At 70.1% G+C, this 25691-nt stretch carries 22 protein-coding genes, 1 tRNA gene and 2 pseudogenes; 6 read left to right on the top strand and 19 right to left on the bottom strand.

Annotated elements, in window-relative coordinates:
- Positions 1-231: 231 nt before the first annotated feature.
- The 12 genes from OHB00_RS49320 to OHB00_RS49265 all read right to left on the bottom strand — a co-directional run bounded on the left by OHB00_RS49320 (position 232) and on the right by OHB00_RS49265 (position 16725).
- The gene (locus tag OHB00_RS49320; protein ID WP_406445367.1) at positions 232-1824 is read right to left on the bottom strand and encodes an FAD-dependent monooxygenase; all 1593 of its coding nucleotides are present in this window, start codon (positions 1822-1824) and stop codon (positions 232-234) included.
- Positions 1821-2678, bottom strand: coding sequence for a fumarylacetoacetate hydrolase family protein (locus tag OHB00_RS49315; protein WP_406445365.1), 858 nt, complete (start codon positions 2676-2678; stop codon positions 1821-1823). The genes OHB00_RS49320 and OHB00_RS49315 overlap by 4 nt, the downstream gene beginning before the upstream one ends.
- A complete protein-coding gene (locus tag OHB00_RS49310) occupies positions 2675-3568 on the bottom strand; it encodes a dioxygenase (protein ID WP_406445363.1) in 894 nt (297 codons plus the stop codon). Before OHB00_RS49310 ends, OHB00_RS49315 begins: the two co-directional genes overlap by 4 nt.
- Positions 3565-4503 carry an alpha/beta hydrolase fold domain-containing protein gene (locus OHB00_RS49305; RefSeq protein WP_406445361.1) on the bottom strand — a complete coding sequence of 313 codons (939 nt, stop codon included), beginning with the start codon at positions 4501-4503 and terminating at the stop codon, positions 3565-3567. The genes OHB00_RS49310 and OHB00_RS49305 overlap by 4 nt, the downstream gene beginning before the upstream one ends.
- On the bottom strand, positions 4500-7175 hold the full coding sequence (locus tag OHB00_RS49300) for a family 78 glycoside hydrolase catalytic domain (protein WP_406445360.1): 2676 nt from the start codon (positions 7173-7175) through the stop codon (positions 4500-4502). Before OHB00_RS49300 ends, OHB00_RS49305 begins: the two co-directional genes overlap by 4 nt.
- Entirely contained in the window at positions 7172-9601 is a 2430-nt protein-coding gene (locus OHB00_RS49295; protein ID WP_406445358.1) for a beta-glucosidase, read from the bottom strand. Before OHB00_RS49295 ends, OHB00_RS49300 begins: the two co-directional genes overlap by 4 nt.
- Before the next feature lie 49 nt (positions 9602-9650).
- Entirely contained in the window at positions 9651-10649 is a 999-nt protein-coding gene (locus OHB00_RS49290; protein WP_406445356.1) for an oligopeptide/dipeptide ABC transporter ATP-binding protein, read from the bottom strand.
- Entirely contained in the window at positions 10646-12613 is a 1968-nt protein-coding gene (locus tag OHB00_RS49285) for a dipeptide/oligopeptide/nickel ABC transporter permease/ATP-binding protein (RefSeq protein WP_406445354.1), read from the bottom strand. Before OHB00_RS49285 ends, OHB00_RS49290 begins: the two co-directional genes overlap by 4 nt.
- Positions 12610-13551, bottom strand: a complete 942-nt coding sequence (locus OHB00_RS49280) for an ABC transporter permease (RefSeq protein WP_406445352.1) — start codon at positions 13549-13551, stop codon at positions 12610-12612. Before OHB00_RS49280 ends, OHB00_RS49285 begins: the two co-directional genes overlap by 4 nt.
- A gap of 52 nt (positions 13552-13603) precedes the next feature.
- Positions 13604-15121: an ABC transporter substrate-binding protein gene (locus OHB00_RS49275; RefSeq protein WP_406445350.1), complete on the bottom strand. Its 1518-nt coding sequence runs from the start codon at positions 15119-15121 to the stop codon at positions 13604-13606.
- Between the two features lie 109 nt (positions 15122-15230).
- Positions 15231-16178, bottom strand: coding sequence for an alpha/beta hydrolase fold domain-containing protein (locus OHB00_RS49270; protein ID WP_406445349.1), 948 nt, complete (start codon positions 16176-16178; stop codon positions 15231-15233).
- Position 16179: 1 nt separating this feature from the next.
- Positions 16180-16725, bottom strand: a complete 546-nt coding sequence (locus OHB00_RS49265; protein ID WP_406445347.1) for a quercetin 2,3-dioxygenase — start codon at positions 16723-16725, stop codon at positions 16180-16182.
- Between the two features lie 170 nt (positions 16726-16895).
- Between OHB00_RS49265 and OHB00_RS49260 the strand changes: the two genes are divergently transcribed.
- Genes OHB00_RS49260 through OHB00_RS49250 form a run of 3 tightly spaced genes read left to right on the top strand, consistent with a single transcriptional unit; the run spans position 16896 to position 18961 of the window.
- The gene (locus tag OHB00_RS49260; RefSeq protein ID WP_406445345.1) at positions 16896-17699 is read left to right on the top strand and encodes an IclR family transcriptional regulator; all 804 of its coding nucleotides are present in this window, start codon (positions 16896-16898) and stop codon (positions 17697-17699) included.
- Between the two features lie 17 nt (positions 17700-17716).
- A complete protein-coding gene (locus OHB00_RS49255; protein WP_406445343.1) occupies positions 17717-17845 on the top strand; it encodes a hypothetical protein in 129 nt (42 codons plus the stop codon).
- Positions 17846-17851: 6 nt separating this feature from the next.
- On the top strand, positions 17852-18961 hold the full coding sequence (locus tag OHB00_RS49250) for a substrate-binding domain-containing protein (protein ID WP_406445341.1): 1110 nt from the start codon (positions 17852-17854) through the stop codon (positions 18959-18961).
- A gap of 60 nt (positions 18962-19021) precedes the next feature.
- Here the strand turns inward: OHB00_RS49250 and OHB00_RS49245 are convergent, their stop codons facing one another.
- Positions 19022-19165, bottom strand: a complete 144-nt coding sequence (locus OHB00_RS49245) for a helix-turn-helix domain-containing protein (RefSeq protein WP_406445340.1) — start codon at positions 19163-19165, stop codon at positions 19022-19024.
- A gap of 334 nt (positions 19166-19499) precedes the next feature.
- Between OHB00_RS49245 and OHB00_RS49240 the strand changes: the two genes are divergently transcribed.
- Positions 19500-19576 (top strand) — tRNA-Met (locus OHB00_RS49240).
- 227 nt (positions 19577-19803) lie between these two features.
- Here the strand turns inward: OHB00_RS49240 and OHB00_RS49235 are convergent.
- The gene (locus OHB00_RS49235) at positions 19804-20136 is read right to left on the bottom strand and encodes a WhiB family transcriptional regulator (RefSeq protein WP_406445338.1); all 333 of its coding nucleotides are present in this window, start codon (positions 20134-20136) and stop codon (positions 19804-19806) included.
- 274 nt (positions 20137-20410) lie between these two features.
- Here OHB00_RS49235 and OHB00_RS49230 point away from each other — a divergent pair.
- Positions 20411-20746: pseudogene (locus OHB00_RS49230) on the top strand (transposase family protein); the annotation flags it as partial.
- Between the two features lie 213 nt (positions 20747-20959).
- Here the strand turns inward: OHB00_RS49230 and OHB00_RS49225 are convergent.
- Both OHB00_RS49225 and OHB00_RS49220 read right to left on the bottom strand, forming a co-directional pair.
- Positions 20960-21898 carry a sigma-70 family RNA polymerase sigma factor gene (locus OHB00_RS49225; RefSeq protein WP_406445336.1) on the bottom strand — a complete coding sequence of 313 codons (939 nt, stop codon included), beginning with the start codon at positions 21896-21898 and terminating at the stop codon, positions 20960-20962.
- 10 nt (positions 21899-21908) lie between these two features.
- Positions 21909-23099: an NAD(P)/FAD-dependent oxidoreductase gene (locus OHB00_RS49220; RefSeq protein ID WP_406445335.1), complete on the bottom strand. Its 1191-nt coding sequence runs from the start codon at positions 23097-23099 to the stop codon at positions 21909-21911.
- A gap of 242 nt (positions 23100-23341) precedes the next feature.
- Between OHB00_RS49220 and OHB00_RS49215 the strand changes: the two genes are divergently transcribed.
- Positions 23342-23776, top strand: coding sequence for an HIT family protein (locus OHB00_RS49215; protein WP_406445333.1), 435 nt, complete (start codon positions 23342-23344; stop codon positions 23774-23776).
- Positions 23777-24146: 370 nt separating this feature from the next.
- Here OHB00_RS49215 and OHB00_RS49210 read toward each other — a convergent pair whose 3' ends face one another.
- The 3 genes and pseudogenes from OHB00_RS49210 to OHB00_RS49200 all read right to left on the bottom strand — a co-directional run.
- Positions 24147-24794: a tetratricopeptide repeat protein gene (locus OHB00_RS49210; protein ID WP_406445332.1), complete on the bottom strand. Its 648-nt coding sequence runs from the start codon at positions 24792-24794 to the stop codon at positions 24147-24149.
- Between the two features lie 217 nt (positions 24795-25011).
- A complete protein-coding gene (locus tag OHB00_RS49205; protein WP_406445331.1) occupies positions 25012-25293 on the bottom strand; it encodes a WD40 repeat domain-containing protein in 282 nt (93 codons plus the stop codon).
- A gap of 42 nt (positions 25294-25335) precedes the next feature.
- A pseudogene (locus OHB00_RS49200) lies at positions 25336-25611 on the bottom strand (WD40 repeat domain-containing protein); the annotation flags it as partial.
- Positions 25612-25691: the final 80 nt, after the last annotated feature.

Here is a 25691-nt window from a genome sequence, read left to right as displayed (position 1 = left end):
GTTGGGCTTCGGCACGTCGGTCATCCGCAACCTCTACCGGGTCACGCCGGTCCACGACGCGACGGTCGCGTTCGATGCGGCGGGAGGCGGGCAGCCGGTGCTTCGACACCGCGCCCCATGACGGACTGGGCCCGGTGGAAGCCCGGCTGAGCACCTTCCCCCGAGGTCGGCCGCGACGCCGACCTCAGCTTGGTCTGCGGCGTCATTTACCGGCTGACGGCTGAAGATCTATCACTTTGTCAGGACGTCCATCAATGCTCCACGGGCCGTGTCGATCAGTCGTCCGGCGTGCGCCGCAGTAGCACCGCGCCAGGCTATGTGCTGGTCGGGACGGATGAGGAGCAGTGGTGCGCCGTACCGGTCGGCCAGGTCGAGTTCCGGGAGGTCGACGAGGATGAGTGGTACCCCACGGATATGGGCCGCCCGTTGCAGCGGGGCGGGATCGGCGGTCTCGGACAGGCGCAGCAGGGTGAAGCCCTCGCCGAGCAGGTCGTAGAGGGACCGTCCGTCGGGGAGCCAGGTGTGGGGAAGGCGGTTGCCGGGGCGTGCTGAGGGGTGGTACGTGGTGAGCTGGTGGGCCGGTGTCGGTGAGCCGTCGTCGACGATGACGGGTGAACCGGCGTAGTGGTAGCCGAGTACCAGGCCTTCGCTGTGGAATTCGCTGCGCTTGGCCTGGAGTGCGGTGGCCAGCTGGGCGTTGTCGGCGTCTGTGAAGGACGGGGCGAGCAGCTGTTCCTGAGCCGCGCTGTCGGCGATGGTCTGCGCGGCGACCGGCCGACGCTCGGGTTCGTAACTTTTCAGGAGCCCGGGGCCGCCCCAGCCATGGATGACGGCGGCGAGTTTCCAGGCGATGTTCACCGCGTCGCCCACGCAGGTGTTGTAGCCGTGACCGCCCCATGGCGGGTTGAGATGGGCCGCGTCGCCGACAAGGAAGACCCGCCCGGACTGGTAACGGTCGACGAGCATCATCCGGGCGACCCAGCGGTCAGTGGCGACGACCTGTACATCCAGATCGTCTGCGGGGCCTCCGACGAGCGAACGCACCAGCGCCTCGGGGGCAGGTCCGGACGCCCGCGTGTCGGCGTGTTGGACGATGGCCCACCATTGGTGCTCCAGATCGAGCCGGCCCATCAGCCCGGAGGCCTCGGGGCTGACGATCCAGTACTGCACGGCTGGATCCAGACTGATCCGCCGTGCCAGTCCAGGTGCGCGGAAGACGATGTTGAGGTTCGGGCGTTCTCCGGACGTCCCGGTGTACGTGGCGCCGATCGCCGGACGGCTGATCCCGCCCGCGCCGTCGCACCCCAGCAGGTAGTCGGCTTCGACGACGCGGGACGATCCGTCACCCGAGGAAACGGTGGCACGCACCCCGGCCACGTCATGATCGACGGAGGTGACGGTGTGACCGATGAGCACCTCCACCGCGGCGAGTTCGGAGACCGCCTTGCGCAACACTCGCTCGACGATCGGCTGGGGCACCTGCTGACCGGCCTCCGCCCAGTGTTCGCTACGGCCCTCATGGAGCCCGAAGGCGTTGCGGAAGCGGGTGAGTTCAGTGCCGAGCAGGGATGTGCAGAAGATGACGTCCTGGGACCATGCGACGGGCATCGGCGCTGCGGCACGCAGCCGGTCGGCCAGGCCCCACCGGCGCAGATGCTCCATGGTCCGGATGCTGGTCGTCTTGGCACGGGGCCTTCCGTCGTCGACGGTGATGCGCGGTTCCACCAGGCAGGTGCGCACCCCGCGCCGGCCGAGTTCGATGGCGGCCGCAAGTCCGGCCGGCCCGCCACCCGCTATCAGCACCTGTGCTCTCGTGTCCGTCACGCGCTGGACCTCACCGAGGCGTCGGTGACAGGGGTTCGCAGCAGGCCGAGCCGGTCGATCTCGACCTCGACGATGTCGCCAGGAGCCAGTAGACGTGGCGGCCTGCGGACGTAGCCGACTCCTTCTGGTGTGCCCGTGGCGATGATGTCGCCGGGATGGAGTGTCATGGTGCGGCTGATCCGGGAAAGCAACTCCGGTACGGCGAAGATCATGTCGCGGGTGTTGCCGTCCTGCATGACCTCGCCGTTGACCCGGGTGACCAGACGCAGACCGTCGGTGAGACTGCCCGCCTCGTCGATCGTGACGATGGGGCCGAGCGGGCCGCTGAAGTCGGCGTTCTTGCCGAGAGTCCACTGGGCGGTGAGCTTCTGCGCCGTACGGGCGGTGAGGTCGTTGAAGGCGGCGTACCCCAGCACTCCTGCCTCCGCTTCGCGCTCGTCCGCATCGCTGAGCCGGGCACCGACGACGGCCGCGACTTCGCCCTCCCAGTCCAGCCCCGGTTCGTTGTCGGGTACCGGCACCGGACGTCCGCTCACCGAGAGCGAGGCCGTCCAGCGTCCGAAGACGGTCGGATGCTCGGGCAACTGGAACGCGCCCTCGGCAGCGTGCGCACGGTAGTTGAGCCCGATGCACAGGACCCGTGCCGACGGCGGTACCGGCGGCTCCGGCATCACGTCCGCGAGCCGGACCGAGCCACGACGGACCTTGCGCGCCCGCTCCAGCCATCGCGGCAGGTCCTCGTAGAAGGCGACGGCATCCACGAGGGGAGACACGCGGTCGTCCACGACGACACCGACCATGACCTGCTGTCTGCCGCGCCGTGCCGACGGCGGACGCAATCCGATGAGCTTCACTGGACGGGTCCTTCCGCCACGAGCCGGATATCGAACCGGGCCTCCAGGAACGTGTTTTGGTCGCCCATGCCGAACCGGTGGGCCGTCGCCGGTTCGGTGCACGGCACGAAGGGCACAACGAGGGCGTCCTTGACGGCGAAGGCCGCGTCGGAGGCGAGATAGGGGTCCGCGTCGACGAAGACGTGGGTGGTGAGCGGCCGGTGGCCGGGCGCCTCGACCCTGAGATGGACGTGGGCGGGGCGCATCGGGTGCCGGCCGAGGGCACGGAGCAGCTCGCCGACCGGGCCGTCGGTCGGCACCGGGTAGCTGCTGGGTCTGACCGTACGGAACCAGTAGTCGCCGTCAGGGCCGGTGGTGAGCAAGGCCCGCAGATTGCCGTCGGGTTGCTCGTCGTCCTGGCTGTCGTACAGGCCCGTGTCGTTGGCCTGCCAGATGTCCAGCACAGCGCCGGCGAGGGGCGCTCCGTCGCAGTCGGTGACCCTACCGTGCACGACCGCGGCCTCGCCGCGTTCCCGCTCAGGGCCCTCCGCGATCCAAGCGCCCATGGGGCGCGGCGGTGCAGGTGAATGGAAGGGTCCCTCGACGGAGCTGGGTGTCATGGTGGGCGGCCCGGCATGGTTGACCTCGTCCACCGCTGAGGTGAGGCCCAGCATGTCGGAGAGCAGGATGAACTCGTTGCGGCGGTCGGTGCAGGCGCCTCCGGTGCGGACCAGGAAGTCCATGGCCCGCTGCCACTCGACTTCGGTGGGCCGGGTTTCCCGTACGAAGGCATGCAGGTGGGTGACCAGGCCACCGGCCAGCTCGCGCAACCGTGGGTCCTCGCCCTGGAGGGATCCGAGTACCTGGGCCAACAGTTCGTCGAGCTGCCGGTCGGCGGAAGTGATCGTCATCGGTTTTCCTCCCGTAGGTGCTGGGTCAGGAAGGCGACCGAGCGGGCGATCAGAGCGGGGATGTCGGGTGCGCCGACGAAGATGTGGCCGGCGCCCTCGACCGTCACCAGTTCGGATTGCGCCCCCGCCGCGAGCAGCGCCGCGTGCAGAAGGCTGCTTTGTTCCAGTGGTACGGGAACGTCGTCGGTGCCGTGGATGAGCAGGAAGGGCGGTGCGTCGGCGTTCACGTAGGTGACGGGGCTCGCCGATCTGGCCCGCTCCGGGGTGGTGCCGCCCAGCAGTTGCTCGATCGGGTCAGCCGTACCCGGCGGCAGGGACACGTCCGGGGGGACCTCCAGCTTTGGCATGGTGGTCAGGTCGCTGACTCCGTACCAGTCCACGGCGGCCCGCACCGAGTCGACGGGCTCGCCCACGACGGGGTCACCCTCCTGCTCGGCACGACCCGCGGTGAGGGCGAGAAGTGCCGCGAGGTGTCCACCGGCCGATTCACCCCATACACCGAACCGCTCGACGTCCAGGCCGAGTTGAGCGGCATGCCGACGCAGGTAGCGGACGGCGGACTTGGCATCCTGCAGTTGCGCAGGGAAGACGGCCTCGCCCGCGAGGCGGTAGTCGATCGAGGCGACCGCGATCCCGGCCTCCAGCAGCGCGTCGTAGACGGCGTCGGTCTCAAGGGTCGGTGGCAGATAGCGGCGATCACCGAACTGCCACGCTCCGCCGTGGATCCACACCACCACCGGATGCCTGCCCCCTCCCGCCGGGACCCACAGGTCCAACTGGAGTGGGCGGAAGCCGGGCGGGAGGGCATAACTGATCCCGGAATAGTGCAGCGAGCCGTCCTCGCGCACAACGGGGCCGACAGGTGGCAGGAACTCGGGTGGAGCCCACTCGGGAGGCTCGGAACCGGTTCGTTCCCGCTCGGTGCTGTGGGTCATCGGGGGGCTCCCGTCGTCGTCAGGGCGGCGGGCGCAGCACAAAGGTAGGTGTGCATGCCCGGAATGGCGGTGCGCCGCGTGCCGTCAGGCAGGACGACCTCGGCGGTGGTGCCCGGCGGCACGGTGACGTCGAGCCGGAAACGGTCGCCGTCGACTTCCCAGGCGGATTCGATCCGTCCGTATGGGCAGTGGTGTTCCGCTCGTGCCCAAGCAAGGCCGCCGCCCGGGCGCGGTGCCACGGTGAACCGCTGATAGCCCGGGAAGTCCGCGTCCGGTTCGATTCCGGCGGTGTAGCGATGCAGGAAGGAGACGACAGCGCCCTTGGAGTAGTGGCTGAGGGAGTCGCGTGGTGTGCCGTCGTCGGCCACACCCTCCCAGCTCTCCCAGATCGTGGTCGCGCCTCGGTCGATCATGTGCAGCCAGGACGGGGCGCTGTCCTGGAGCAGCAGCTCGTACGCCACGTCGAGGTGCCCGGTGTCGGCGAGCACCGACAGCAGGTTCGGGGTCGCGAGGAAACCGGTGCCCAGATGCGTACCGGCATCCCGTACGAGGTCGACGAGCCGCTCCGCGGTCCGGGCTCGCAGTTCCTTCGGCACCAGGTCGAAGGCGAGGGCGCGCACGTGGTTGGCCTGGGTGTCCGGGCGCAGCGAGCCGTCGGGCGCGACGAACTCGGTTCGCCAGGCGTCGCGTATCCGCTCGCTCAGCTCTTCGTACACCGCCGCCTCGTTGTCTCGGCCGATGACCCGCGCGATCCTCGCCGCCAGCCGGGTGGAGTGGGCGTAGTACGCGGTGGCGATGTCGGCCTTGTCGAGCTGCGCGTACTGGGGCAGGTCGTCGCCGATGTGCTCGCCGGGCACGAGCCATTCGCCCCAGTGGAACCCGGTGTCCCACAGATACCGCTCGTGCGGGGCGGGTTCGGCGGAGCGCAGGACCCGGTCCGGGTGGCGTGCTTCGCGTGCCGCGCGTTCGGTCCGTCCGAGCCATGCGGTCATGGTCGGCCACAGCTCCTCCAGCACGGCCCGGTCACCGTACGCGCGGTACATCTGCCAGGGCACGATGACCGCGGCGTCGCCCCAGCCGGCCGAGCCGTTGAGGTGGGCCACCGGGCCGTTCGGGCCTTCGGTGCGGCAGGCGGGCGAGATGTTGGAGACCGTGCCGTCCGGCCATTGGTCGGCGGCGACGTCGCGCAGCCACTTGGCCGAGAACCCGGCGACGTCGTAAAGGAAGGCTGCGGTCGGGGCGAACACCTGCCAGTCCCCCGTCCAGCCGGCGCGTTCGCGGGTGGGGCAGTCCGTGGGGATGTCGCAGACGTTGCCGCGCATGCTCCACACGGCGGCTTCGTGCAGCCGGTTGATCCGCTCGTCTCCGCACTCGAACCAGCCGGTGCGCCGCAGGTCGGTGTGGACCACCACGCCCCGCAGGTCGTCGGCGGTCAGCTCGCCGGGGTGGCCTTCGACACGGACATAGCGGAAGCCGTGTGTGGTGTGCCGGGGTTCGAAGGTCTCGCCCGGGCGGCCTGCCGAGACGACGTGGTCGACCTGGCCGGCCGGGAGGGGCTCGGGCAGGAAGGACAGGTCGACGCGGAGGTGGTCCGTCGTCACGTCGCCGTCGTGGCCGAGTGATTCGCCGTGCGTGAGGGTGAGGCGGGTGTCTTCGGGGCCGAGGTCGCGCAGCCGTACCCAGCCGTTGATGTTCTGGCCGAGATCGAAGACCTGCCGGTCGGGGCGCGGCCGGGTCACCGACACGGGGACGAGTTCCTCGACGCGCCGTACGGGCGGGGCCGGTGAGGTGACCAGCCCGGCGTAGCCGTGGTCGGCGACATCGACCGTCTCCCACTCCTGGCCGTCGTACCCGGGTACGTCCCATCCCGTGCGTGTCCGGCGCAGGTCGCTGAACTGGCCCGCGATGAGGTCGGCTTCGGCGATGTGCGCGGTGGCCGAGCGCCAGTGCTTTCCGGTGCGCACGACGGTCGTGGTGCCGTCTTCGTGTTCGAGATGCAGCTGCGCCAGGAACGACACCCGCTTGCCCCACTGGTCGTGGGCGCGGGTGATGCCGATCTGGCCGCGGAACCAGCCGTCGGACAGGATCGCCCCGAGGACGTTGTCGCCCTCCCGCACCAGTGCGGTCACGTCGTACGTCTGGACCTGAAGCCGTACGTCGTACTGCGTGAAGCCCGGCGTCAGTTCGGCGTCCCCGATCCTCTCGCCGTTGAGGAACGCCTCGTACAGCCCCTGCGCGGTGGCGTAGAGGCGGGCCCGGCGGACCGGGGACGTCGTCGAGAAAGGGGTGCGCAACAGATGGGCCGGGCGGTGTCCGGCGGGCGGCACCTCGGTCTCGACGGGCTCGATCCACAGGGCCTGCCAGTCGGAGGGGTCCAGCAGCCCGGTCTCGAACCAGGCCCACTCGGACCAGTCGCTCTCGCCGACGTCGGTCCAGACCTTGACCTGCCAGGTGATCCGCTCACCGGAGGCCGGTGGAGGGCCGCCGTACGGCACATGGACGCTGTCGGCTCCCTCGACACGGCCGGAGTCCCAGCCCTCGCCGGTTCTGATCCGATGGGCCAGCTGCACGCCGGAGTCGGCCGGAAGCCACCAGGAGAGCCGCGGCCGACGCGTGCCGATGCCCAGGGCGTGTTCCAACTGTTCGGCACGCAGACAGGTGGGCGAGTTCATCCTGAGACCACCGTTTCAACCGTGAGGATCGGCCGGCAGGCTGATCGGCTGGCGGAGAGAAGGAACGTGCCGCTCTCGGTCTGCCACTGACGACCGGTCACCGACCAGTGCTGGAGGGCCCGTGCGGCGATGCGTATGGGGACGTCCACGGCCTCGCCCGGGCCGGCCTCGGCGACGGCGAAGCCGGCCAGCCACAGTTCGGGGCGTTCGACGGCCGAGTCGGGCCGGGCGGCGTAGACCTGCACGACCTCCTTGCCGCGCCGCTCCCCGCTGTTGCGCACACGCACGGTGACGGTCAGGTCCTCGCCGGGGCGCACGTGGGCGGGTACGTCGAAGGACTCGTACTCCCAGGTGGTGTAGCCCAGGCCGTGGCCGAACCAGTACGCGGGTTCGGTGCCCGCGCGCAGGTAGGCGCGGTGGCCGATGTGCAGGCCCTCGGTGTACTCCAGCACTCCGTCCCGGGGGGTGGTGTTCCACACCGGGACGTCCTCGTCGCGGGCGGGCCACGTGGTGGGCAGCCGGCCGCCGGGCTCCGCGGCGCCGAGCAGTACGTCCGCCAGCGCGTTGCCCAGTTCCATGCCGGGGAACCAGGCCAGCAGCACGGCGGCGACCTCGTCCCGCCAGGGCATCTCCACGGGGGCACCTGAGTTGACCACGACGACGGTGCGCGGGTTGGCGGCGGCCACGGCGTGTACCAGGGCGTCCTGGTCGCCGGGCAGCCTCAGCGTCGTACGGTCGAAGCCCTCGCTCTCGACGGCCTCGGTGGTGCCCACGACGACGACGGCGACGTCGGAGGCGGCGGCGAGTTCGACGGCGCGGGCGAGCTGCTGGTCGGCGGGCAACCTGGGTTCGCCGACGACCAGGCCGACCCAGAACAGCATGATGTCCTGCCCCCAGGTGAACCGTAGCCGCACGTCGACCTTCTGGCCTTCCGTCAGCCGCCGGGTGATGTATTCCTGGGGCGCGGCGCCGACCACTGAGCCGATGTCGAGAGGGTCGCGGACGATGTGCGTTTCGATGACCGTCTCACCGTCGAGGTCGAGGACGAACGCGCCGACGCCGCTGACGCCGAGCTGCCAGTCGCCGGTGGTGTCGGCGGTGAAGACGGTGCGCAGTTCGAAGGAGACGCTGCCCTCCTCGACAGATTTCAGGTCGCGCACGAAGTGCGTGCCCGCCGTCGGCTCCTCTTTGAGGCACGCTCCGGTCGCGTCGAGCCACCGGAGGGTGCCGGGCTGGGAGAGTTCGCGGGCGCGGGGGGTCCGCAGGTCGTCGCTGAGGGAGGCCCCCGGCGCGGTGACCAGTTCGACGCGGTCGCCGAGTGCCGAGCGCAGTCCTTCCAGGGGGCTGACGACATACGGCGGGAAGACGGTCGCGCTGCCTCCGCCGAGCGGCCGGGCGTCCAGCGCTCCGGGGCCCAGCAGGGCGACGCGGGACAGGTCGTCGGTCGCGAGAGGCAGCAGGTCCCCGTGGTTGCGGACGAGCACCATGGCGGCGGTCGCGGCCTCACGGGCCAGTGCCGCGCCCTGCGCGACCGTGCCGGGGCCGGGGCGTCCGGCGGCGGCCGGGTGTCCGTCGAGGGCACCGACGCGGGCCGCCAGCCGCAGCAGCCTGCGCACCTTGTCGTCGATGGCGGCTTCTGGGACACGGCCCTCGCGCACCGCGGCGAGCAGCGGCTCGCCCCAGTGCTCCGACGGTCCCGGCATGGCCAGGTCGAGCGCGGCCGAGGCGGACTCCTCGGTGCCGTAGACGGCGCCCCAGTCGGAGACGACCAGTCCCTCCCAGCCCCACTCGTCCTTCAGGACGTCGCGCAGCAGCGGGCTCTCCGTCATGGGCGCGCCGTCGACGCCGTTGTAGGCGGCCATCACGGTCCAGGGACCGGCCTCGGCGACCAGATGTTCGAAGGGGGCAAGGTAGAGCTCGCGCAGGGTCCGCTCGTCCACCCGGATGTCGACCGAGGTGCGGTCGGTCTCGGAGTCGTTGGCGACGAAGTGCTTCGGGCAGGCACCGACCCCGTTGTCCTGGAGGCCGCGGACATAGGCGGCCGCCATCCGGCCGGTCAGGAGCGGGTCCTCCGAGAAGCACTCGAAGTGCCGGCCGCCCAGCGGGGAACGGTGGAGGTTGACCGTGGGGCCGAGCGCCACGTCGATGTCCTTGCGTACTGCTTCCGCGGCCAGCAGGCCACCCACCCGGTGGAGAAGCTCCTCGTCCCAGGTGGCGGCCAGAGCACTGGAGGAGGGCAGGTTGGCCGACCAGTCCCGCTCGTCCTCGATCGGGCCGCGGACGCCGACCGGCCCGTCGGAGACGCTGATCGGCCGCAGACCGATCTCCTCGCAGGCCTGTGTGGCCCAGGCGCCCGCGCCGGAGATCAGCCGGAGCTTGGTCTCCAGGTCGAGCTTGCGTACGAGATCGTCGAGTGTGGGGTCCATGGGAACAGCTCCTGGGGTCGTGAGCGTCGGGCAGTCGTCGAGGGGGAGGTCAGTCGGTGGCGTGATGGCAGGCGACATCGCTGTCACCGACCCGGCGCAGCGCGGGCCGCTCGGTGTGGCACACGTCGGTGGCGAGGGGACAGCGCGACGCGAAGGGGCAGCCGGCGGTGGAGGGAGTTCCGAGTCCGGCCGCTCCGATGCCCATCGCCTCGCGCGCGGCGCGCCGGGCCGCCTGTTCGGCGGGGCGGGGCACCGGCGCGGCGGCGGTGAGGGCCCGGGTGTAGGGGTGGCGGGGGTGTTCGACCACGGCCGCCGCGGCACCGGTCTCCATCACCTGGCCGCGGTAGAGGACGACCACCCGCTGGGCGAGGAAGCGGACCACCGCGAGGTCGTGGGCGACGAACAGGTACGACAGACCTCGCTCGTCACGCAGGTCGGCGAGCAGGTTGAGCACCTGCGCCTGGGTCGACAGGTCCAGCGCGCTCACCGGCTCGTCGCACACCACGACCTTCGGGTCGCACACCAGGGCACGGGCCACCGCGATGCGCTGCCGTTGACCGCCGGAGAACTGGCGGGGCCGGCGGTCGGCGGCGGAGGCCGGCAGCCCCACCCGCTCCAGGGCGGTGCGCGACCGCCGAGCCGCCTCCGCCTTGCCGATGCCCATCAGGCGCAGCGGCTCGGCGAGGGTCTCGCCGATGGTCATGGCGGGGTTGAGGGAGGAGTACGGGTCCTGGAACACCACCCGCAGCTGGGCCGCGAGGGCCCGCCGCCGGGCCGGGGCGGCATGGGTGATGTCTTCTCCGAAGAAGGAGATCGATCCACCGGTCGCGGGCTGGAGGCCCAGGACCGCCTTGCCGATGGTCGACTTGCCCGAGCCCGACTCGCCGACCAGGCCGATGGTCTCGCCGGGCGCGATGGAGAACGACACGCCGTCGACGGCCGGAGGCACCGGCTTGCGCCGGGAGCGGCGGCCGTAGTGGACGGTCAGGTCCCGCACGTCGAGGGCGAGGGTCTGCGCGGTGCCGGCCGGGGCCGTAGTGGTGCTCATGCGGGGGTCCTCTCGTCCGGGTGGGCGGCGGTCGCCGCGAGTTCGGTGGCTCGGACGCAACGGATGGTGCCGCCTCGGTCGGCCGCTTCCAGTGCCACGGGCTGCCCGCAGGCGTCTGTCGCGTAGAGGCAGCGGTCCTGGAAGCGGCATCCCTGCGGCCAGCTGCCGGGCGTCGGCACCTGGCCGGGGATGGCCGTCAGCCGGTGCGAGGGCGTCACGGCCTCACCCGCATGCGGGTTCGCCCCGAGGAGCGCCTTGGTGTACGGATGGCGGGGGGCGTCCAGCACCTCGGTCACCGTTCCGGATTCGACGATCTCGCCGGCGTACATCACCGCGACCTCGTCGCAGAGGTCGGCGACGACACCGAGGTCGTGGGTGACGATCACGACCGAGGTGCCCGACTGGCTGACGAGTGAACGCAGCAGGCTGAGGATCTCCGCCTGCACGGTCACGTCGAGGGCCGTGGTCGGCTCGTCGGCCACCAGCAGCTTCGGGCCGCCGGTCAGGGCGAGGGCGATCGCCACTCGCTGGGCCATGCCTCCGGACAACTGGTGGGGGTAACTGCTCATGACGGCCTGGGGGTCGACGATTCCCACCCGTTTCAGCAGGCTCACGGCGCCGTCCCGCGCCTCCGCGCGGGACAGTCCGCGCAGTCGCCGCAGCGGTCCGGTGAGCTGGTAGGCGACGGAGAACATGGGGTCGAGGGCGACCATCGGCTCCTGCGAGACGTAGGCGATCTCGCGTCCGCGGACCGGCCGCAGCCGTCGCTCGTCGAGGCCTGCCAGGTCGCGGCCCTGCCAGTGCAGCGCGCCGCCGGTGACCGCGACTCCGGCGGGCAGCAGTCCGAGTGCGGCCAGCGCGGTCATGGTCTTGCCGCAGCCGGACTCGCCGACCAGGCCGAGCACCCGGCCGGGCTCGACCCGGAAGGAGACACCGCTGACCAGCACCGGTCCGTCGTCGACGGCCACGGTCAGGTCGCGTACGTCCAGTACTCCCGATCCGTCGGGCTCGGCCGGCCCGGCGGCGGCCCCGCCGCCCCGCTTCTCGGCCCGCTGGGCGACCCGGGGCACTTCCTCCGGGTCGGTCAGGGCGTCTGCAATCAGGTTGGCGGCGATCACGGTCAGGGACAGCATCAGTCCGGAGGGCACCATCAGCCAGGGCGCGTCGTAGATGTGCTGGGAGGCCGTACCGATCATGGCGCCCCAGCTGGGCGCGGGCGGCTTCGGGCCGAAGCCCATGAAGGCGAGGCCGGACTGGATCAACAGGCCGATCCCGAACAGCAGGGCCGCCTGCACGGCCAGGACCGTCCGCATGCCCGGCAGCACATGGCGGAGGTTGACCCGCCAGGAGCCGAGGCCGTTGACCCGGGCCGCGTCCACGTACAACTGCTCCCGCAGCGAGCGCGCCACCCCCAGGAGCACCCGGTACATCCCGGAGGAGATCAACACGCCCAGCACGGTCATGATGAGCACGGTGTCCACACCGAACACCCCGATGAACGCGAGGATGATCACCGTGCCCGGCAGGGCCATCATGATCTCGGTGGTGCGGCTGATGACCGTCTCCGTGCGCCCGCCGCACTCGGCGGCGACGAGCGCCAGCGGGACGGCGACGGCGTAGGCCACGACCACGGTCAGCAGCGAGGCTCCGAACGTGCTCGCGCCGGCCGCGAAGATACGGCTGAGCAGGTCTCGCCCCAGCTCGTCGGTGCCGAGCCAGTGTTGGGCACTGGGGCCCTGGAGCGCGGCCGACAGCTGCTGGTCGTTGGTCCCGTACGGAATCCACCAGGACGCCGTGAGCGAGAGTACGACCAGCAGTGCCAGCCAGCCGAGTCCGAAGACGCCGCCCGGCCTGCGCAGCAGCAGGGGCAGCCGGTGCCGGGCGGGCTGCGACGCCTCGGTGACGGTGTGCTCGGGGTCTTCGAGCAGTTGTTGTGCCGGCTTGGCCTGAAGGTATTCGCTCATGCCGCACGCAACTTCGGGTTCAGCGCGCTGATCAGTACATCGAGCGCGACGTTGGTGACCACGACGACGACCGTCGCGATGATCACGACTCCCTGCACGGACGGGAAGTCGTGGGAGGTGACCGCGGCCTGGGCGACCTGTCCCAGACCCGGCAGGGCGAAGATCTGCTCGACGATCACGGTGCTGCCGAACAGCCCGACGAACTGCATGCCGAGCCCCGCCACCACGGGCACACTCGCGTTGCGCAACGCGTGCACGTACAGCAGCCGCCAGGGCGGAATCCCCGTCGCGCGCAGGGTCCTGATGTGTTCCTGCCCCAGGGCCTCGACCATGGAGGCGCGCGCCTGCCGGGCCACGAGGCCAGCCCCGCCGATCGCCAGGCTGAGCACCGGAAGGGCCAGGCTCTTCGCCCAGTCGACGGGCGAGTCCGCGAAGGGGGTGTAGCCGGTCGCCGGGAGCCAGCCGAGCCGGATGGAGGCGACGTAGACCAGCAGGATGCCCAGCCAGAAGGTCGGCAGGGACACCACGATCCCGGAGAAAGCGGTGATGAACCGGTCGACGAGACCGCCGCGGACCGCCGCCACCACTCCCGAGACGATGCCGAGCACACCGCTCAGGGCGGTGGCGCCGAGTGCGATGGCCGCGGTCACCGGGAGCCGGGACGCCAGGTCCGGGCCGACCTCGTTGCCTCCGGTCAGGGAGGTGCCGAGGTCGCCGCGGACCGCGTGGGTGATCCAGTCCCAGAACTGGACGGCCAGCGGCTGGTTCCAGCCGAGCAGTTCGTTCTGGGCGTGGATCTCTTGCGCGGAGGCTCCCGGGCCGAGCATCACCGCGCCCGGGCTGCCGGGAATGGAGTGAACGAGTGCGAAGGTCAGGACGATCACCGCCAGCAGCGTCAGGACCGCCATCGCGGCCCGCCGGGCGAGGAATCTGGTCACGGAGCCTCCTCCTTCCTCTTCTTGTTCGAGTGGTCCCCGACCGGGCCGGTCGTCAGGAGACCGGCTTGATCGAGGACAGCAGCGGGTAGGCGTCGTTGCCCGCGAAGGTGAGGGGCTTGACCTTCTTGGTGCTGTAACCGGCGTAGGAGTAGCTCTCGTACAGCGGGATCAGCCAGCCCGCTTCCACCAGGCGGGTGTTGAGCTTGGTGAGAGCCTCGGTCCGCTTCGCGCCGGTGGCGCCCGCGGCGGCGTCCGTGTACTCCGTGAGCTGCTTGTCGGTCGCCTTCTGGGTGTTCAAGAACCCACCGAGGACGACGGACTGCATGGCGACCACCGGGTCGGGCCAGTTGAACGTGAGGTAGCCGAGCGGGGTGGTGTTCACGGCCGCGAAGGCCTCTTCGGTGGAGGCGGCGGCCTTGAGTTTCATGTCGATCCCGACTGCCTTGAGCTGCTTCTGGATCGCTTCCAGGTCGGTCTCATTGGCCTGGCTGGTGATCACCGTGAAGGAGAAACCCTTGGCGTATCCGGCTTCGGTGAGGAGCTTCTTGGCCTTGTCCGGGTTGTAGCCCCAGGTGGTGTTGAGCGAGGCGTCGTAGCCGTCGAAGGAGGACGGGAAAGCGTTGGAGGTCGGCTTGTCGCCCTTGTGGAGTCCGCTCACCAGGTCCTTGCGGTTGACCGCGACCTGGATGGCCTGGCGGACCCTCTCGTCGCCGAACGGCTTGGAGACCGTGCCCTTCTTGTCGAAGACCGGCAGGGTCACCACCGTGCCGCCCAGGGAGGACAGCCCCGTGCCTCGCGACTTGACGAACGAGGAGGTCGATCCGGCGACCGCGGCGACGTCCACCTGACCGGAGACCAGCGCGTTGGCTCTGGCCTGCGGGTCCGGCAGGGCACGGTAGACGACGGTGTCGTAGGCGAAGGCGGCGGAGTTCCAGTAACCCTTCCTGCGCACCATCGTGTACTTGTTGCCCTTGACCGATCCCGACTTGTCGAGGGTGTACGGGCCCGAGCCGAAGGGTGCGGCGCCGAGCGCCTTGCTGTCGGCGAGTCCCTTGGCGCTGACGATCATTCCGGCGTCGGAGGCGAGCTGCTCCTGGAAGGTCGGCTGGGCCTTGGCGAAGGTGAGGACGACGGTCTGGTCGTCGGGTGCGGTGACCTGCTTGATCTCGGCCTGTCCGCCCTTGGCCATGTTCCCGTACGCGACCAAGGCGGCGTCATTGCGTCGGTCGAGGTTCTTCTTGACCACGGCGGCGGTGAGCTTGCTGCCGTCCGCGAAGGTCACACCCTTGCGCAGTGTGAGGGTCAGCTGCGTCTTGTCCTTGTTGTATGCGAACTTGGTGGCCAGGCTCGGCTTCACGCCGCCGCCGGCGGTCTTGACGAAGAGCGAGTCGTACACGCTCTCGAAGAACTGCCGCATCTCGGTGTACTTCGCGGGGTCGTAACCGTTTGCGGCCGAGTCGCCGTCCATGCCGATCGTGAGGGTGTCCGACGCGGACGCCGAGGAACCGCTCGCGGAGGACGAGCTGCAGGCCGTGACACCGGTGAAGGCGAGGGCGACGGTGGTTGCCAAGATGATGGTGCTTCTTGCCGAACTGCTTTTGAAACGATTCATTACGTGAGGCTCCTTTGCCTGCGGCCTGGGTGAGTCGATGCCGGCGGGGCGGGGAAGGGGGGTGGAGTCAGAAGGCGCGCACGGCGGCGGGAGGGCGGGGGGTGTGTGCCGCGATCGGGGCGCAGACGCGCTGGGCGAAGTCCAGGGCCTCGTCGAAGACGGTCCGCGGATCGGGCAGACCGGCCCACAGATGGTCCGCGGAGTCGATGAGCCGCAAGGTCACCTCGCCGCCGCAGGCCCGCAGCGCGTTGGCGAGCTGTTCACTCTGGGCGCTCGGGACGAACCGGTCGGCCGTGCCGTGGGCGAGCAGGAAGGGTGGAGCGGCGGCGCAGACGTAGGTGACCGGGCTCGCCTCCGCAGCAAGCCGGGGCGCCTCGGGGACGGGCGCACCGATCAACTGGGCCTCCCGGGAATCCGCCGCGTCGGGCACGGTCACGGCGTCGGGGCGGGACTGGCTCTGCATGGTCCGCAGGTCGGCGGGCCCGTACCAGTCCACGACACCGACCACGTCGGCGTACGGACCAGCCACCACGGGGTCGGCTTCCAGCTCCGGTCGGCAGGCCGTCAGTCCGAGCAGTGCGGCGAGGTGGCCGCCGGCCGACTCGCCCCACAGAACGACCCGTTCGGCGTCGAGCCCCAGCGCCTCGGCGTGCTCGCGCACCCAGCGCAAGGCGGCCTGGCCGTCGTGCAGTTGAGCGGGGAAGACGGCCTCCGCGCTGAGCCGATAGTCGATCGAGGCGACCGCGAAGCCGGCCGACGCGAGCGGGTCGAACGGACCGACCTGCCACGCCTCGAAGGCCGGCCCGAGCTGAGCCCGACTCCCGGTCCGCCAGCCTCCACCGTGGAGGAAGACAACGACCGGCACGGGACCCCCGGCAGGGTGCGCGGCGGGGAGGTGGAGATCGAGCAGGAGCGGTCGGAAACCGTCCGGTGTCGCATACTCGACTCCTCGCAGCAGCCGGGTGCCCGCCGGTGTGACTTCCGCGGTGGGCAGCGGCGTGGCGGGCCTGGCCATGTCAGCCGTCCAATGGACGCAGGTCGAACCGGAAGTCGTTGCCGTACTCGCGCGCGGCGCGGTCGATCTGCTCCGGCGAGGGGACGTACGGCGGCTGGGGCAGTTCCAGGGAGTCCGTACGGGTGCCGGATGCGGCGAAGAAGCGCTCGAAACCGCCGCTGGACACGCCCATGATCCGGGTGTCGTCGGCCTCCACACGGAAGGTGTGCAGGCAGCCGGCCGGTACGTAGCCGAAGTCGCCGGTTCCCAGCAGCTTCTCGTGTTGCTCACCTTGCGCGTCCCGGATCCACACGCGAGCCCTCCCGGAGAGCATGAAGAACGTCTCGTGGACATCGGCGTGCACATGTGTGGGGATCGCGTCGCCCTTGGGGGCGGCGTAGGTGAACACTCCAAACTGTCCACCGGTCTCGTCCTTGCTGAGCAGCACGGTGATCAGCGAGTCGAACAGGTGAGCCCGCTCCCCCTCACCTGCCTCCAGGAAGAAGGGCACAGGCTGGCCCGGAAGGGAGAACTGCTCCGCACCGCTCTGTGTGAACTCCGCAGTCATGGGTCTCCTCGGAATCGGTTCGGCTCGGAACCTGAGAGGCATCTCGTCGACGTGTGAGGTAAGAGTGGGAGATCGACCAGATCGGCACCAGCGGCAATTCCATTGAATGGCATGCGATCGAAACCTTGCCGCAATACACAAGAAGCGGCCCGGAGGGCGAGACTGCAGGCATGACGAACCCTCCCAGCGTCTCTCGGGGCCGCCGGCCGGCCCAGGGTGATCCGGTGATCGACCGGGCGTTCGCTCTGCTCACGGCCTTCAACGAGACCCGCCGCGCCATGACTCTCGCCGAGCTGAGCCGGGTCACGGACACACCGCCCAGTACGACACTCCGGCTCGCCCGGCGCCTGCTCCACTGGGGGGCTCTGGAACGGGACGCCGATGGCCGTTTCGTGGTCGGTCTGCGTCTGTGGGAGGTAGCCTCGCTCGCCCCGCGCGCCCACGGCCTGCGCACGGTGGCGCTCCCGTTCATGGAGGACCTGTACGAGGCGACGCACCAGCACGTGCTGTTCGCGGTCCTGGACGGCATGGAAGCTCTCCTGGTCGAACGGTTGTCGGCGCGCGAGGCCATCGATGTGCTGTACCGCGTGGGCGGCCGCCTTCCGCTGCATTCCACCGGTGTCGGTCTCGTTCTCCTTGCCCACGCCGACCCGGACTTCCAGGAGACCTACCTCGCCCAACCACTGGTCCACGAACCGGAAGGCGTGCCCCTCTCCTCCGCCGCGTTGCGCCGCGCCCTCGCCGAGGTGCGCCGCAACGGGATCGCCGTCGTCAACCGACGGGAACCTCGCCCGCTGCTCGCTGCCGCAGTCCCGGTACGAGGCGCGGACGGAGACGTCGTCGCGGCAATCTCGGTTGTCGTACCGGCAGGCCACACAGAGCCACGGTTCATCTCTCCCGCACTGCGGGCCACAGCCCGCGCGCTGTCGCGGGGCCTCGGGGCGCCCGTCTCCACCGCGCCGACTCTGGGCTGATTTCCGGACCGTTCGTGATGATCCGACAGGACGAACGGGGGTTCATCGTGCCGTACCTGCCGATCGGCGAGTACGGTCCGTACCCGGAGCGGCTGCGGCAGCAGTTCGAGGGTGTGATCTGGCGGTTCAAGACCGGCGGGCAGTGACGGGAGATGCCGCAGGAGTTCGGCGCCTGGTCGACCGTGCACAACCGCTTCCGGCAGTGGTGTGACGCCGGGGCCTTCGAGGCCCTGCTGGAGGGCCTGATCAGGGAAGCGGCGAAACGGGGTGATGTGGACCTGCCCCTGGTCAGTATCGACTCCACCACCGCGCGGGCACACCACGATGCCGCCGGGATGCACCTGGGCGAGGACGTCATCACCGCGTTGGAGAAGGCTGCCGCCGAGGAGGAGAAGGCAAGGTCAAAGGGGGGCAGCCTCGAAGAACAAAGCGGGCAGGACGTCAAAGCAGATCACGAGCGGGAGGAGCGACGACGTATCCGGCGTCGGCGAAGAGTCCGCCTGAAAGCCGTCACGGGATACGGCTTGCGTTCACTCACCCGGTCACATCACCAGATCAACGACCGCGGACCGGCAGATTCCGCCCTGCTCGTCGGCGGCGCGGTGCCCGACGCCACCTACCAGCGCCGCATGAACGACTACGCCAAGGCGCTCGACGCGGCAGGATCCCGGCTCGTGCTGTTGGGCCGTCCACCACTGGCCCCGGGCATCCCCGTCACCGTCGTCGACTACGACAACCGGGGAGGCGCCTTCCAAGCCGCCTCGCACCTGCTGGCCGCCGGACACCGGCGCATTCTCTTCCTCGGCGGACAGCATGGGCTGAGCAGCTCCGAGAAGCGCCGCGAGGGCCTTCAGGACGCCCTGCGTGCTCACTCGGTGGCCTACGATGCAGAGTTGGACGTTCCCGGTCAGTACACGCGCGCCTCCGGGTATCGCCGGGTGCGGGACGCACTCGAAGCCCGTCTGGACTTCTCCGCCGTCTTCGCCGCCACCGACGCGATCGCCGTCGGAGTGCTGGCCGCACTGCGGGAGGCCGGGCTACGTGTCCCCCGTGATGTCTCGCTGGTCGGCTTCGACGACGCTCCCTTCGCGGCGGACCTCACTCCGTCCCTCACCACCGTCCGGGTTCCCTACGAGGAACTGGGCCGCACCGCCGTACGCCTGGTCCTTGACCGCGAAGACGGCGCTCCCGACGACAACCAGGCCGTGCTGAGCACCCAGTTGATGATCCGGGATTCGGTGCAGCCATACAAGCGAGCTTGACTGCGTCCGGCATCCAGCTCGCGGGCCCAGATCTGGGCGGGCAGGAGTTCGGCGTACTCATCACCGTTGATCAGCCGCCCCACCCCCACCCCCACGCCTCTGCCGCCGCCACCGTTCCACCGATCTTTCAGACACCCTCAGAGCGGCAGCGACGGCCTTGTTTCCGTCTCCGGCTTCCAGCCGAGCCGCCACGTCCAGCCACACTCGCTCCCGGGCTTACCTCTCGGCGTCGGTCAAGCCACCGCCCTGCGCGTACCTCATGGTCACATCAGTACAGCGCAGAGGGCTCAACGGCAGTCGGCCAGGAGCTGGGCGCAGTCCCAACTGTCGCGCCTGGGTTAGCAGTGGGCCGATCGTCGGCCAATCGGCTGGCCCGGGACTGATCACCACCGACCACAGGTGTTGCTAACGCGCGTCGGAAGATTGCCGGCCGACTGCTGGAGATCGACTGACACTGCTCACGCAGTCCTGGAACCTACAGGCCCGGCGGTAAAACCCCGACCAGCGCCGCGCGCATGCCGTATGGTGGAGAAACCGACGCGGGGTGGAGCAGCTCGGTAGCTCGCTGGGCTCATAACCCAGAGGTCGCAGGTTCAAATCCCGCCCCCGCTACCAAAGTCCGGCCCCCGGCGACATCATGTCGCCGGGGGCCGGAGCCGTTCCGCAACTGGGCCCTGGGTCATACGCCGTCACCCGACGTACCCGGGTGCCGGGGCGCGTGCAGGGGGGCCGTTGCGGCGTCCAACAGGGCGCCGGTGCGCCGCCGTGTGGCCACCTAGCGCCATGTCCCGGGCGCGTGGGTGACCAGCATCGCGGCCGCGGCCCTCCGGTGGCGAGGGGGATCAGCCGGTCCGGGACCAGCCCTCGGTGCTGTCGGACGGCCGGCCGGCGGCAGGCCGTTCGTGCTCGGTGCGCGCGGTTTCCAGGAGTATCCGCCAGGAGGTCACTGTCGGGCGCCGGCGCAGCAGACTGCGCCTCTCCCGCTCCGTCATGCCTCCCCAGATCCCGTGCTCGATGCGGTTGTCCAGGGCGTAGGCCAGGCATTCGGTGCGTACCGGGCACCCGTTGCAGACGGCCTTCGCCCGGTTCTGGGCCGCGCCCTCGACGAAGAGGTCGTCGGGGTCAGCGGTACGGCACTTCGCCCGTGCCTGCCACTCTTCCTCACCTGTGATCATGCCTGTGCCGTCCTCTCCCCTGCCCCCGCCACGGGGGATGCACAGACCGTACGACAACCACACGAGAAGCAAGGCGCCCCGCGGGGCAGCAACTCCATCGGATGACAGCTCTGTTGACAGCGGTCGAGACGCGCGAGCGGCCGCGCGGACACCGGCCGAGAAGGACATCGTTGCCGTCCGGCAGCGCGGTCAGCCGGAACGGCGGGCAGGGCACGGAGCCCGACGTCGTACGCCGTCGCGCCGAGGGCGAGGACCACGAGCGGCCACACGAGCTGCCCCGCCCGGCGCTGTTCGCGACATCAAAGCCGCCCGCGCCCGCGGCATCATCGACGTCCTGACCCGTGCGGGCATCCGCTGCTGGGCAGACAAGGGCTACCAGGGCGCGGGAGGCACAGTCCGCGTTTTCTACCGCGGGCGGTGGGACACGCTGTCGGCCGGCCAGCGAGCCGTCAACGTCTCCTACGCGAAGATTCGCGCTGTCGGCGAGCAGGCCATGGCCACGCTTGAGCAGTGGCGCCTGCCACGGAAGCTCCGCTGCAGCACCACCCGCGTCACCGACACCGTGAAGGCCGTGCTTGCCCTCCACCTGGCCACCTCAGCATGTAGTTGAGGTGACTGTGAGAAATCGGTGGCCGGGCCCCTCGGGTCAGCCCTGGTCAGCCCTCCGTGACGATTCGTGGTTGGCCATCGGGAATCCGAATCTCATGGCCGAGTCTGATTCGGGACACCGACGTGCTTCGGCCTTGGTGCTGCTGTGCAGCGCGGGGGCCGAAGGGGTGCCGTCCTCGCTTCGACTCAGGTCACTGGATTCCGGTGGCTCTGGTCACCATGCGGTGATGACCGGCGCGTCGGGTTGGTGCTGCCGCCATGCCTCGTTGAGGCGCGCGAGCCGGTCCGCGGCGGCGATGCCGTGCAGGGACGCGACCTTGCCGTCGCTGACTTCGAACGCCACGACACCCACGACCCGGTCGTCGACCACAGCGAGGACGGCTGGGGAGCCGTTGACCAGCGCGACGTGGAACGCGGGAGAGCCGCCGGCCAGCCGCCGCTTCGCCGGCGTGGGCGTGAAGCCGGCCCGCACGTGGGCGGCGATGCGTTCGCGGGTGTTGTACCGCAGTAGCCGCCTGGCCAGTCCGTAGCCGTCCGAAATCGCGTTCGCGTCGGCGGTGAGCATCGCCACCAGCCGTTCGGTGCGCCCCGACGTGGCGGCGGCGAGCAACTCCTCGACGATCCGGCGCGCGGACGCGGGGTCCACCTCGTCGCCGCCGCGGCGCTCGGCGGTGACCCGGCGCCGGGCCCGGTGGACATGCTGTTGGCTCGCGGACTCGGTGATGTCGAGGATCCCGGCGATCTCGGCGTGGGTGTATGAGAAGGCCTCGCGCAGGACGTAAGCGGCCCGCTCGACCGGCGAGAGGCGCTCCATGAGAATCAGTACGGCTAAGGACACCGATTCGCGCTGCTCGAAGGTGTCGGCCGGACCGAGCATTGGGTCGCCCTCAAGGAGCGGCTCGGGCAGCCATACACCGGCCGCCCGCTCGTGGCGCGCCTGCGCCGAGCGGAGCCGGTCGACACAGAGATTGGTGACGACCTTGGTCAGCCACGCTTCCGGCACCTCGATACGTTCCCGGTCCGCGGCCTGCCAGCGCAGGAACATGTCCTGCACGGCGTCCTCGGCGTCGGCGGCCGAGCCGAGCAGACGGTACGCCAGCGAGGCCAGCCGGCCCCGGCTGGCCTCGAACCGCTCGATGGCTGCGCTGTCCATGCGGAGCAGCTTATGCGGCGGCCCTTACACCAGCCCGGTCGGGCGAGGTGGCCAGGCGGTGCCTGCGCTTGGGCATGCCGAAGGTCGGGTGGGCGATGCCCCACTCGGCCCCCTTGAGTACGCCTGACTTGAGCCGCGCGGCCATCCGGCCGCCCAGGTACCAGGACTTCGCCCGGACGTTCCCGTCCACCATCTGGAAAATCGCGTCCCGCCGCCCGAGGCTGATGTGATTGCCGTAGTACTTCAGCCCGGCAGCCGGGACCTTGCTGCCCGTCAGGCGCGCGATGATCGCGGCGGTTGCCTGCATGTTGGTGACGCCGGCCGAGGCGCAGGACATCGGCAGCGGCCGGCCGTTCTCGCCGATCGCGTAGGCGCAGTCACCGGCGGCGTAGACGTCCGGATGTGAGACCGAGCGCATGCTGCCGTCAACGACGATCTGGCCGGTCTCGGCGACCTTCAGACCGCTGCCGGCCGCGATGGGGTCCACGGCGAAACCAGCGGCCCACACGGTCACGTCGGCCGGGATGGACGTGCCGTCGGCAGCGAACGCCCGTGTCGGCTCGACGGCTGCGATGTCGGTGTGCTCGTGGACGGTGATGCCGAGCCGGTCGAAAGCTTGGCGCAGGTGGCGGCGGGCCTTCGGGGAGAGCCAGGCTCCCAGCTCGCCGCGGGCGGCAAGCGCGAGGGAGAGGTCGGGCCGGGACTCGGCGAACTCGGTCGCGGTCTCGATGCCGGTCAGCCCCTCACCGACGACCAGCACGGCGCCGCCCTCGCCCAGCCCGGCCAGGCGCTCGCGTAGACGCAGCGCCGAGGACAGGCCGGTCACGTCGAAGGCGAACTCGGCCACGCCCGCGACGCCATGGTGGGCCACGGCGCTGCCGAGCGTGTAGAGAAGCGTGTCGTACATGAGCTCGCCGTCGCCGTCCTCGCCGGTGACGGCGACGGTCCGGCGCTCGGGGTCGACGCCGGTGACACGCGCCAGGCGCAGACACACCCTGGTGCCCGCGAATACGTCGGTGAGCTTCCGGAACGTGATGTCCTGGCCGATCGCGAGCTGGTGGAGCCGCATCCGCTCAACGAAGTCTGGCGCGGCGTTGACGACGGTGATCTCGGTGTCGGCCGGAGAGAGCCGGCGGGTCAGGTTTCCGGCGGCGAAGGCCCCGGCGTATCCGGCTCCGAGTACCACTATGCGGTGCTTCATGACGTTGCTCCTGTCTCGTTCGCGTGACCTTTGAACGAGATGGCGCCTCGATTGCTGACAGGAGCGGAGTGTGACGCCGGTCACCGAACCAAGACGAGCGGCTGAGGGTGCCGGCTGAACGGGCAGTCGCTCGTTTGCGCCTTGCCGACATCTGTGAAGCCCACAGGACAGCAGCTCCAAGGCCTGCAGTCCGCGCCCGCCGGGCCCGGACCCTCGGAGCAGGCTGTGGCAGGGTTGGCGGCGTGGACTGCGTCTTCTGCCAACTCATCCGTGAGGGCACCGCGCGTTGGGTAGCCCGCGAGACTGAGACCTGTGCCTTCACCCCACTGAACCCGCTCGCGCCGGGGCACACGCTGGTTGTCCCCACCAGGCATTTCACGGACGTGTTCGACACCCCGCCCGACGTCCTTACCGCATCGATCACGCTGGTCCAGCGCGTCGCGGCTGCCATGCGCACTGCCCTGGACGCCTCGGGCGTCAACGTCCTGAGCGCCAGCGGACCGGGATCGGAACAGTCCGTTCCCCACCTGCACTTCCACGTCGTTCCTCGGTGGGTGGATGACGGGATCTCGACATGGCCGATCGGACGGTCCCGCCGCCGCCCCACCGGCGATCCACGCACGCAACTGGCCGCCGCGCTCAACCGTGACCACACGCGGGACCTGTACCACCCCTGACGGGGATGAAGCGCGACCACGATCGCATCAGCTCTGGCGGGCGCCAGGGTGAAAGGGGTCGCGATAGCCCTCGTTCCAGCGTTGATGCAGGTGAGGCCTGTACTCGTCGAGGATGGACTCTCGGTTGGCCTCCTTGGCAGCAGCTGGGCGATGTCGGTGGCGCGTGCGAAGCGGCGCACCGTGGAGTTGTCCAGTCGCAGTTCCGGGCGATCGCGGGCCGGGTCTTGCCTGCGGCCAGCCGTTCCTGTATCGCTGCTTAGCGCTCCGTGGTGCGGGCGGCCAGGCGCGGCGGGCGGCCGAGACTTTGACACCGGCCAGATGAGGAAGAAGCACCAACGAGTGGCTGTGACCAGCACCTCCCCATCTGGTCCTAGGAGCGGATGAGTGTGCGGGCTTGCTCGATCCACCCCGAGACGGCCTTGGCACCGCAGTTCTCGGCGACCGACTGTGCTTCGTCGAGGTGGTGGAACGCCGCCGTTGGGTCGCCGGTTTCCGCCGCGAGGTAGGCCAATGCCACCAGGCCCGCCGCTTCCCCGGGCCTGAAGCCGATCTCCCGGCGCAGTGTCACCGATTCGGTCAACCGCTCATGGGCCTGGTCGAAGTCGCCTGCGTCCTTGTCGGCGAAGCCGAGATGACGAATCGCATAGGACATCGTCATCCGGTCGCCGACGGATCTCGCCAGAGCGTAGGACCGCTCGAAGTACGGCCTGCCGGTGACTCCGTCACCCTTGACCACCTGGTGCCAGCAGCCGACCCAGAACAACGCATCCGCCTCACCCGACGCGTCCCCCAAACGCTTGTACAACTCGGCCGCGCGCTCGAACAGAACCACTTCCTCTCTGTTCTCCTCGCGGTCATTGAGGAAGCGGACGTGCAGAATCTTGCCCCGAGCCATGGAAAGCGGCGCCTCGACCGCGTCCAGCACGTCATCGGACCGGTCCAGCGCGGACGTGTCCCCGCCGAACATCGCCGCTTCGAACAGCTCTCCCGCACGTTCGACCCAGTCCTGCCCTTGCATACTCCTACCCCTCCCCGTTGGACGATGGCTGCGCCGAGGCTATCTCCGCCCTCCCGGCGGAAGGCGGGCATTGTTGGAGCAGGACCGCGCCGCCCCATGCGGCGGCCCTCGTAGGCACTGCGATCACACCGTCCCGCGCCGATCACCTGTGGAGCCCAGGAAAGTCGCGGCTTCCTGGGCCGTCGAGTCACCGATCGATCGTCCCACGCCGCCGATCTCAAACGCGGTCCGCGCGCCGATCGGCGGGCAGTGCTTGCTCTTGGCCGTGGTTACGGTCCTTGTGCCGGCTCTCGGCTCGCGACAGTGCCTGTCCTCCGGCGCCCCGCAGGGCCCAACGGTGCACCACCCCGTCGTCGTCCGCGCTCGTCAGGAGGGTGCCGTCCGAGGAGAACGCGACCGCGTGCAGCGGACTCTCACAGCTGGTGGGGAGGTCATCGGCCGGCTGCCCGGTGGCGAGGTTCCACAGCCGTACCACTCCGTCGGCTCCGCCACTCGCCAAGAGAATGCCGTCAGGGGAGAACGCCAACGCGTGCAGGGGGCTTCCGGAGCTGGTAGGGAGTACACCGACTGGCTGTCGGCTCGCCATGTCCCAGAGCCGCACCACCGCATCGTCGCCCGCTGCGGCCAGCAGAGCACCGTCGGGTGGTGAGAAACTCACCGCACGGACGGCGGCTCCGAGGGGGCCGGTGAGAGGCCGGCCGTCCGGCTGGCAGTTCGCCGCATTCCACAGCCGGGGGCCGCCCTCACGACTGCCGGTAGCGAGGTGCACGCCGTCAGGGGAGAACGCCACCGCATACACCGGTTGGTCGTGGCCGATGGGGAGTTCACCGGCCTGCTGGTAACGTGCCGGACGGACAGGCTAGGCCCCTCCCCCGCGCACAGGCGCGGACAACCGCG

Origin of the sequence: Streptomyces sp. NBC_00631, from assembly GCF_045206895.1 — a bacterium.
Classification (GTDB): Bacteria; Actinomycetota; Actinomycetes; order Streptomycetales; family Streptomycetaceae; genus Streptomyces.
This window is presented reverse-complemented; position numbering and strand designations above follow the sequence as displayed.

Coding starts and splice junctions, on each gene's coding strand:
- OHB00_RS49290 (WP_406445356.1), bottom strand. CDS start 10,649: ATGAGCACCACTACGGCCCCGGCCGGCACCGCGCAGACCCTCGCCCTC.
- OHB00_RS49255 (WP_406445343.1), top strand. CDS start 17,717: ATGATCCGACAGGACGAACGGGGGTTCATCGTGCCGTACCTGCCGATC.
- OHB00_RS49235 (WP_406445338.1), bottom strand. CDS start 20,136: ATGATCACAGGTGAGGAAGAGTGGCAGGCACGGGCGAAGTGCCGTACC.
- OHB00_RS49225 (WP_406445336.1), bottom strand. CDS start 21,898: ATGGACAGCGCAGCCATCGAGCGGTTCGAGGCCAGCCGGGGCCGGCTG.
- OHB00_RS49260 (WP_406445345.1), top strand. CDS start 16,896: ATGACGAACCCTCCCAGCGTCTCTCGGGGCCGCCGGCCGGCCCAGGGT.
- OHB00_RS49210 (WP_406445332.1), bottom strand. CDS start 24,794: ATGCAAGGGCAGGACTGGGTCGAACGTGCGGGAGAGCTGTTCGAAGCG.
- OHB00_RS49305 (WP_406445361.1), bottom strand. CDS start 4,503: ATGACCCACAGCACCGAGCGGGAACGAACCGGTTCCGAGCCTCCCGAG.
- OHB00_RS49220 (WP_406445335.1), bottom strand. CDS start 23,099: ATGAAGCACCGCATAGTGGTACTCGGAGCCGGATACGCCGGGGCCTTC.
- OHB00_RS49270 (WP_406445349.1), bottom strand. CDS start 16,178: ATGGCCAGGCCCGCCACGCCGCTGCCCACCGCGGAAGTCACACCGGCG.
- OHB00_RS49285 (WP_406445354.1), bottom strand. CDS start 12,613: ATGAGCGAATACCTTCAGGCCAAGCCGGCACAACAACTGCTCGAAGAC.
- OHB00_RS49300 (WP_406445360.1), bottom strand. CDS start 7,175: ATGAACTCGCCCACCTGTCTGCGTGCCGAACAGTTGGAACACGCCCTG.
- OHB00_RS49265 (WP_406445347.1), bottom strand. CDS start 16,725: ATGACTGCGGAGTTCACACAGAGCGGTGCGGAGCAGTTCTCCCTTCCG.
- OHB00_RS49310 (WP_406445363.1), bottom strand. CDS start 3,568: ATGACGATCACTTCCGCCGACCGGCAGCTCGACGAACTGTTGGCCCAG.
- OHB00_RS49250 (WP_406445341.1), top strand. CDS start 17,852: ATGCCGCAGGAGTTCGGCGCCTGGTCGACCGTGCACAACCGCTTCCGG.
- OHB00_RS49295 (WP_406445358.1), bottom strand. CDS start 9,601: ATGGACCCCACACTCGACGATCTCGTACGCAAGCTCGACCTGGAGACC.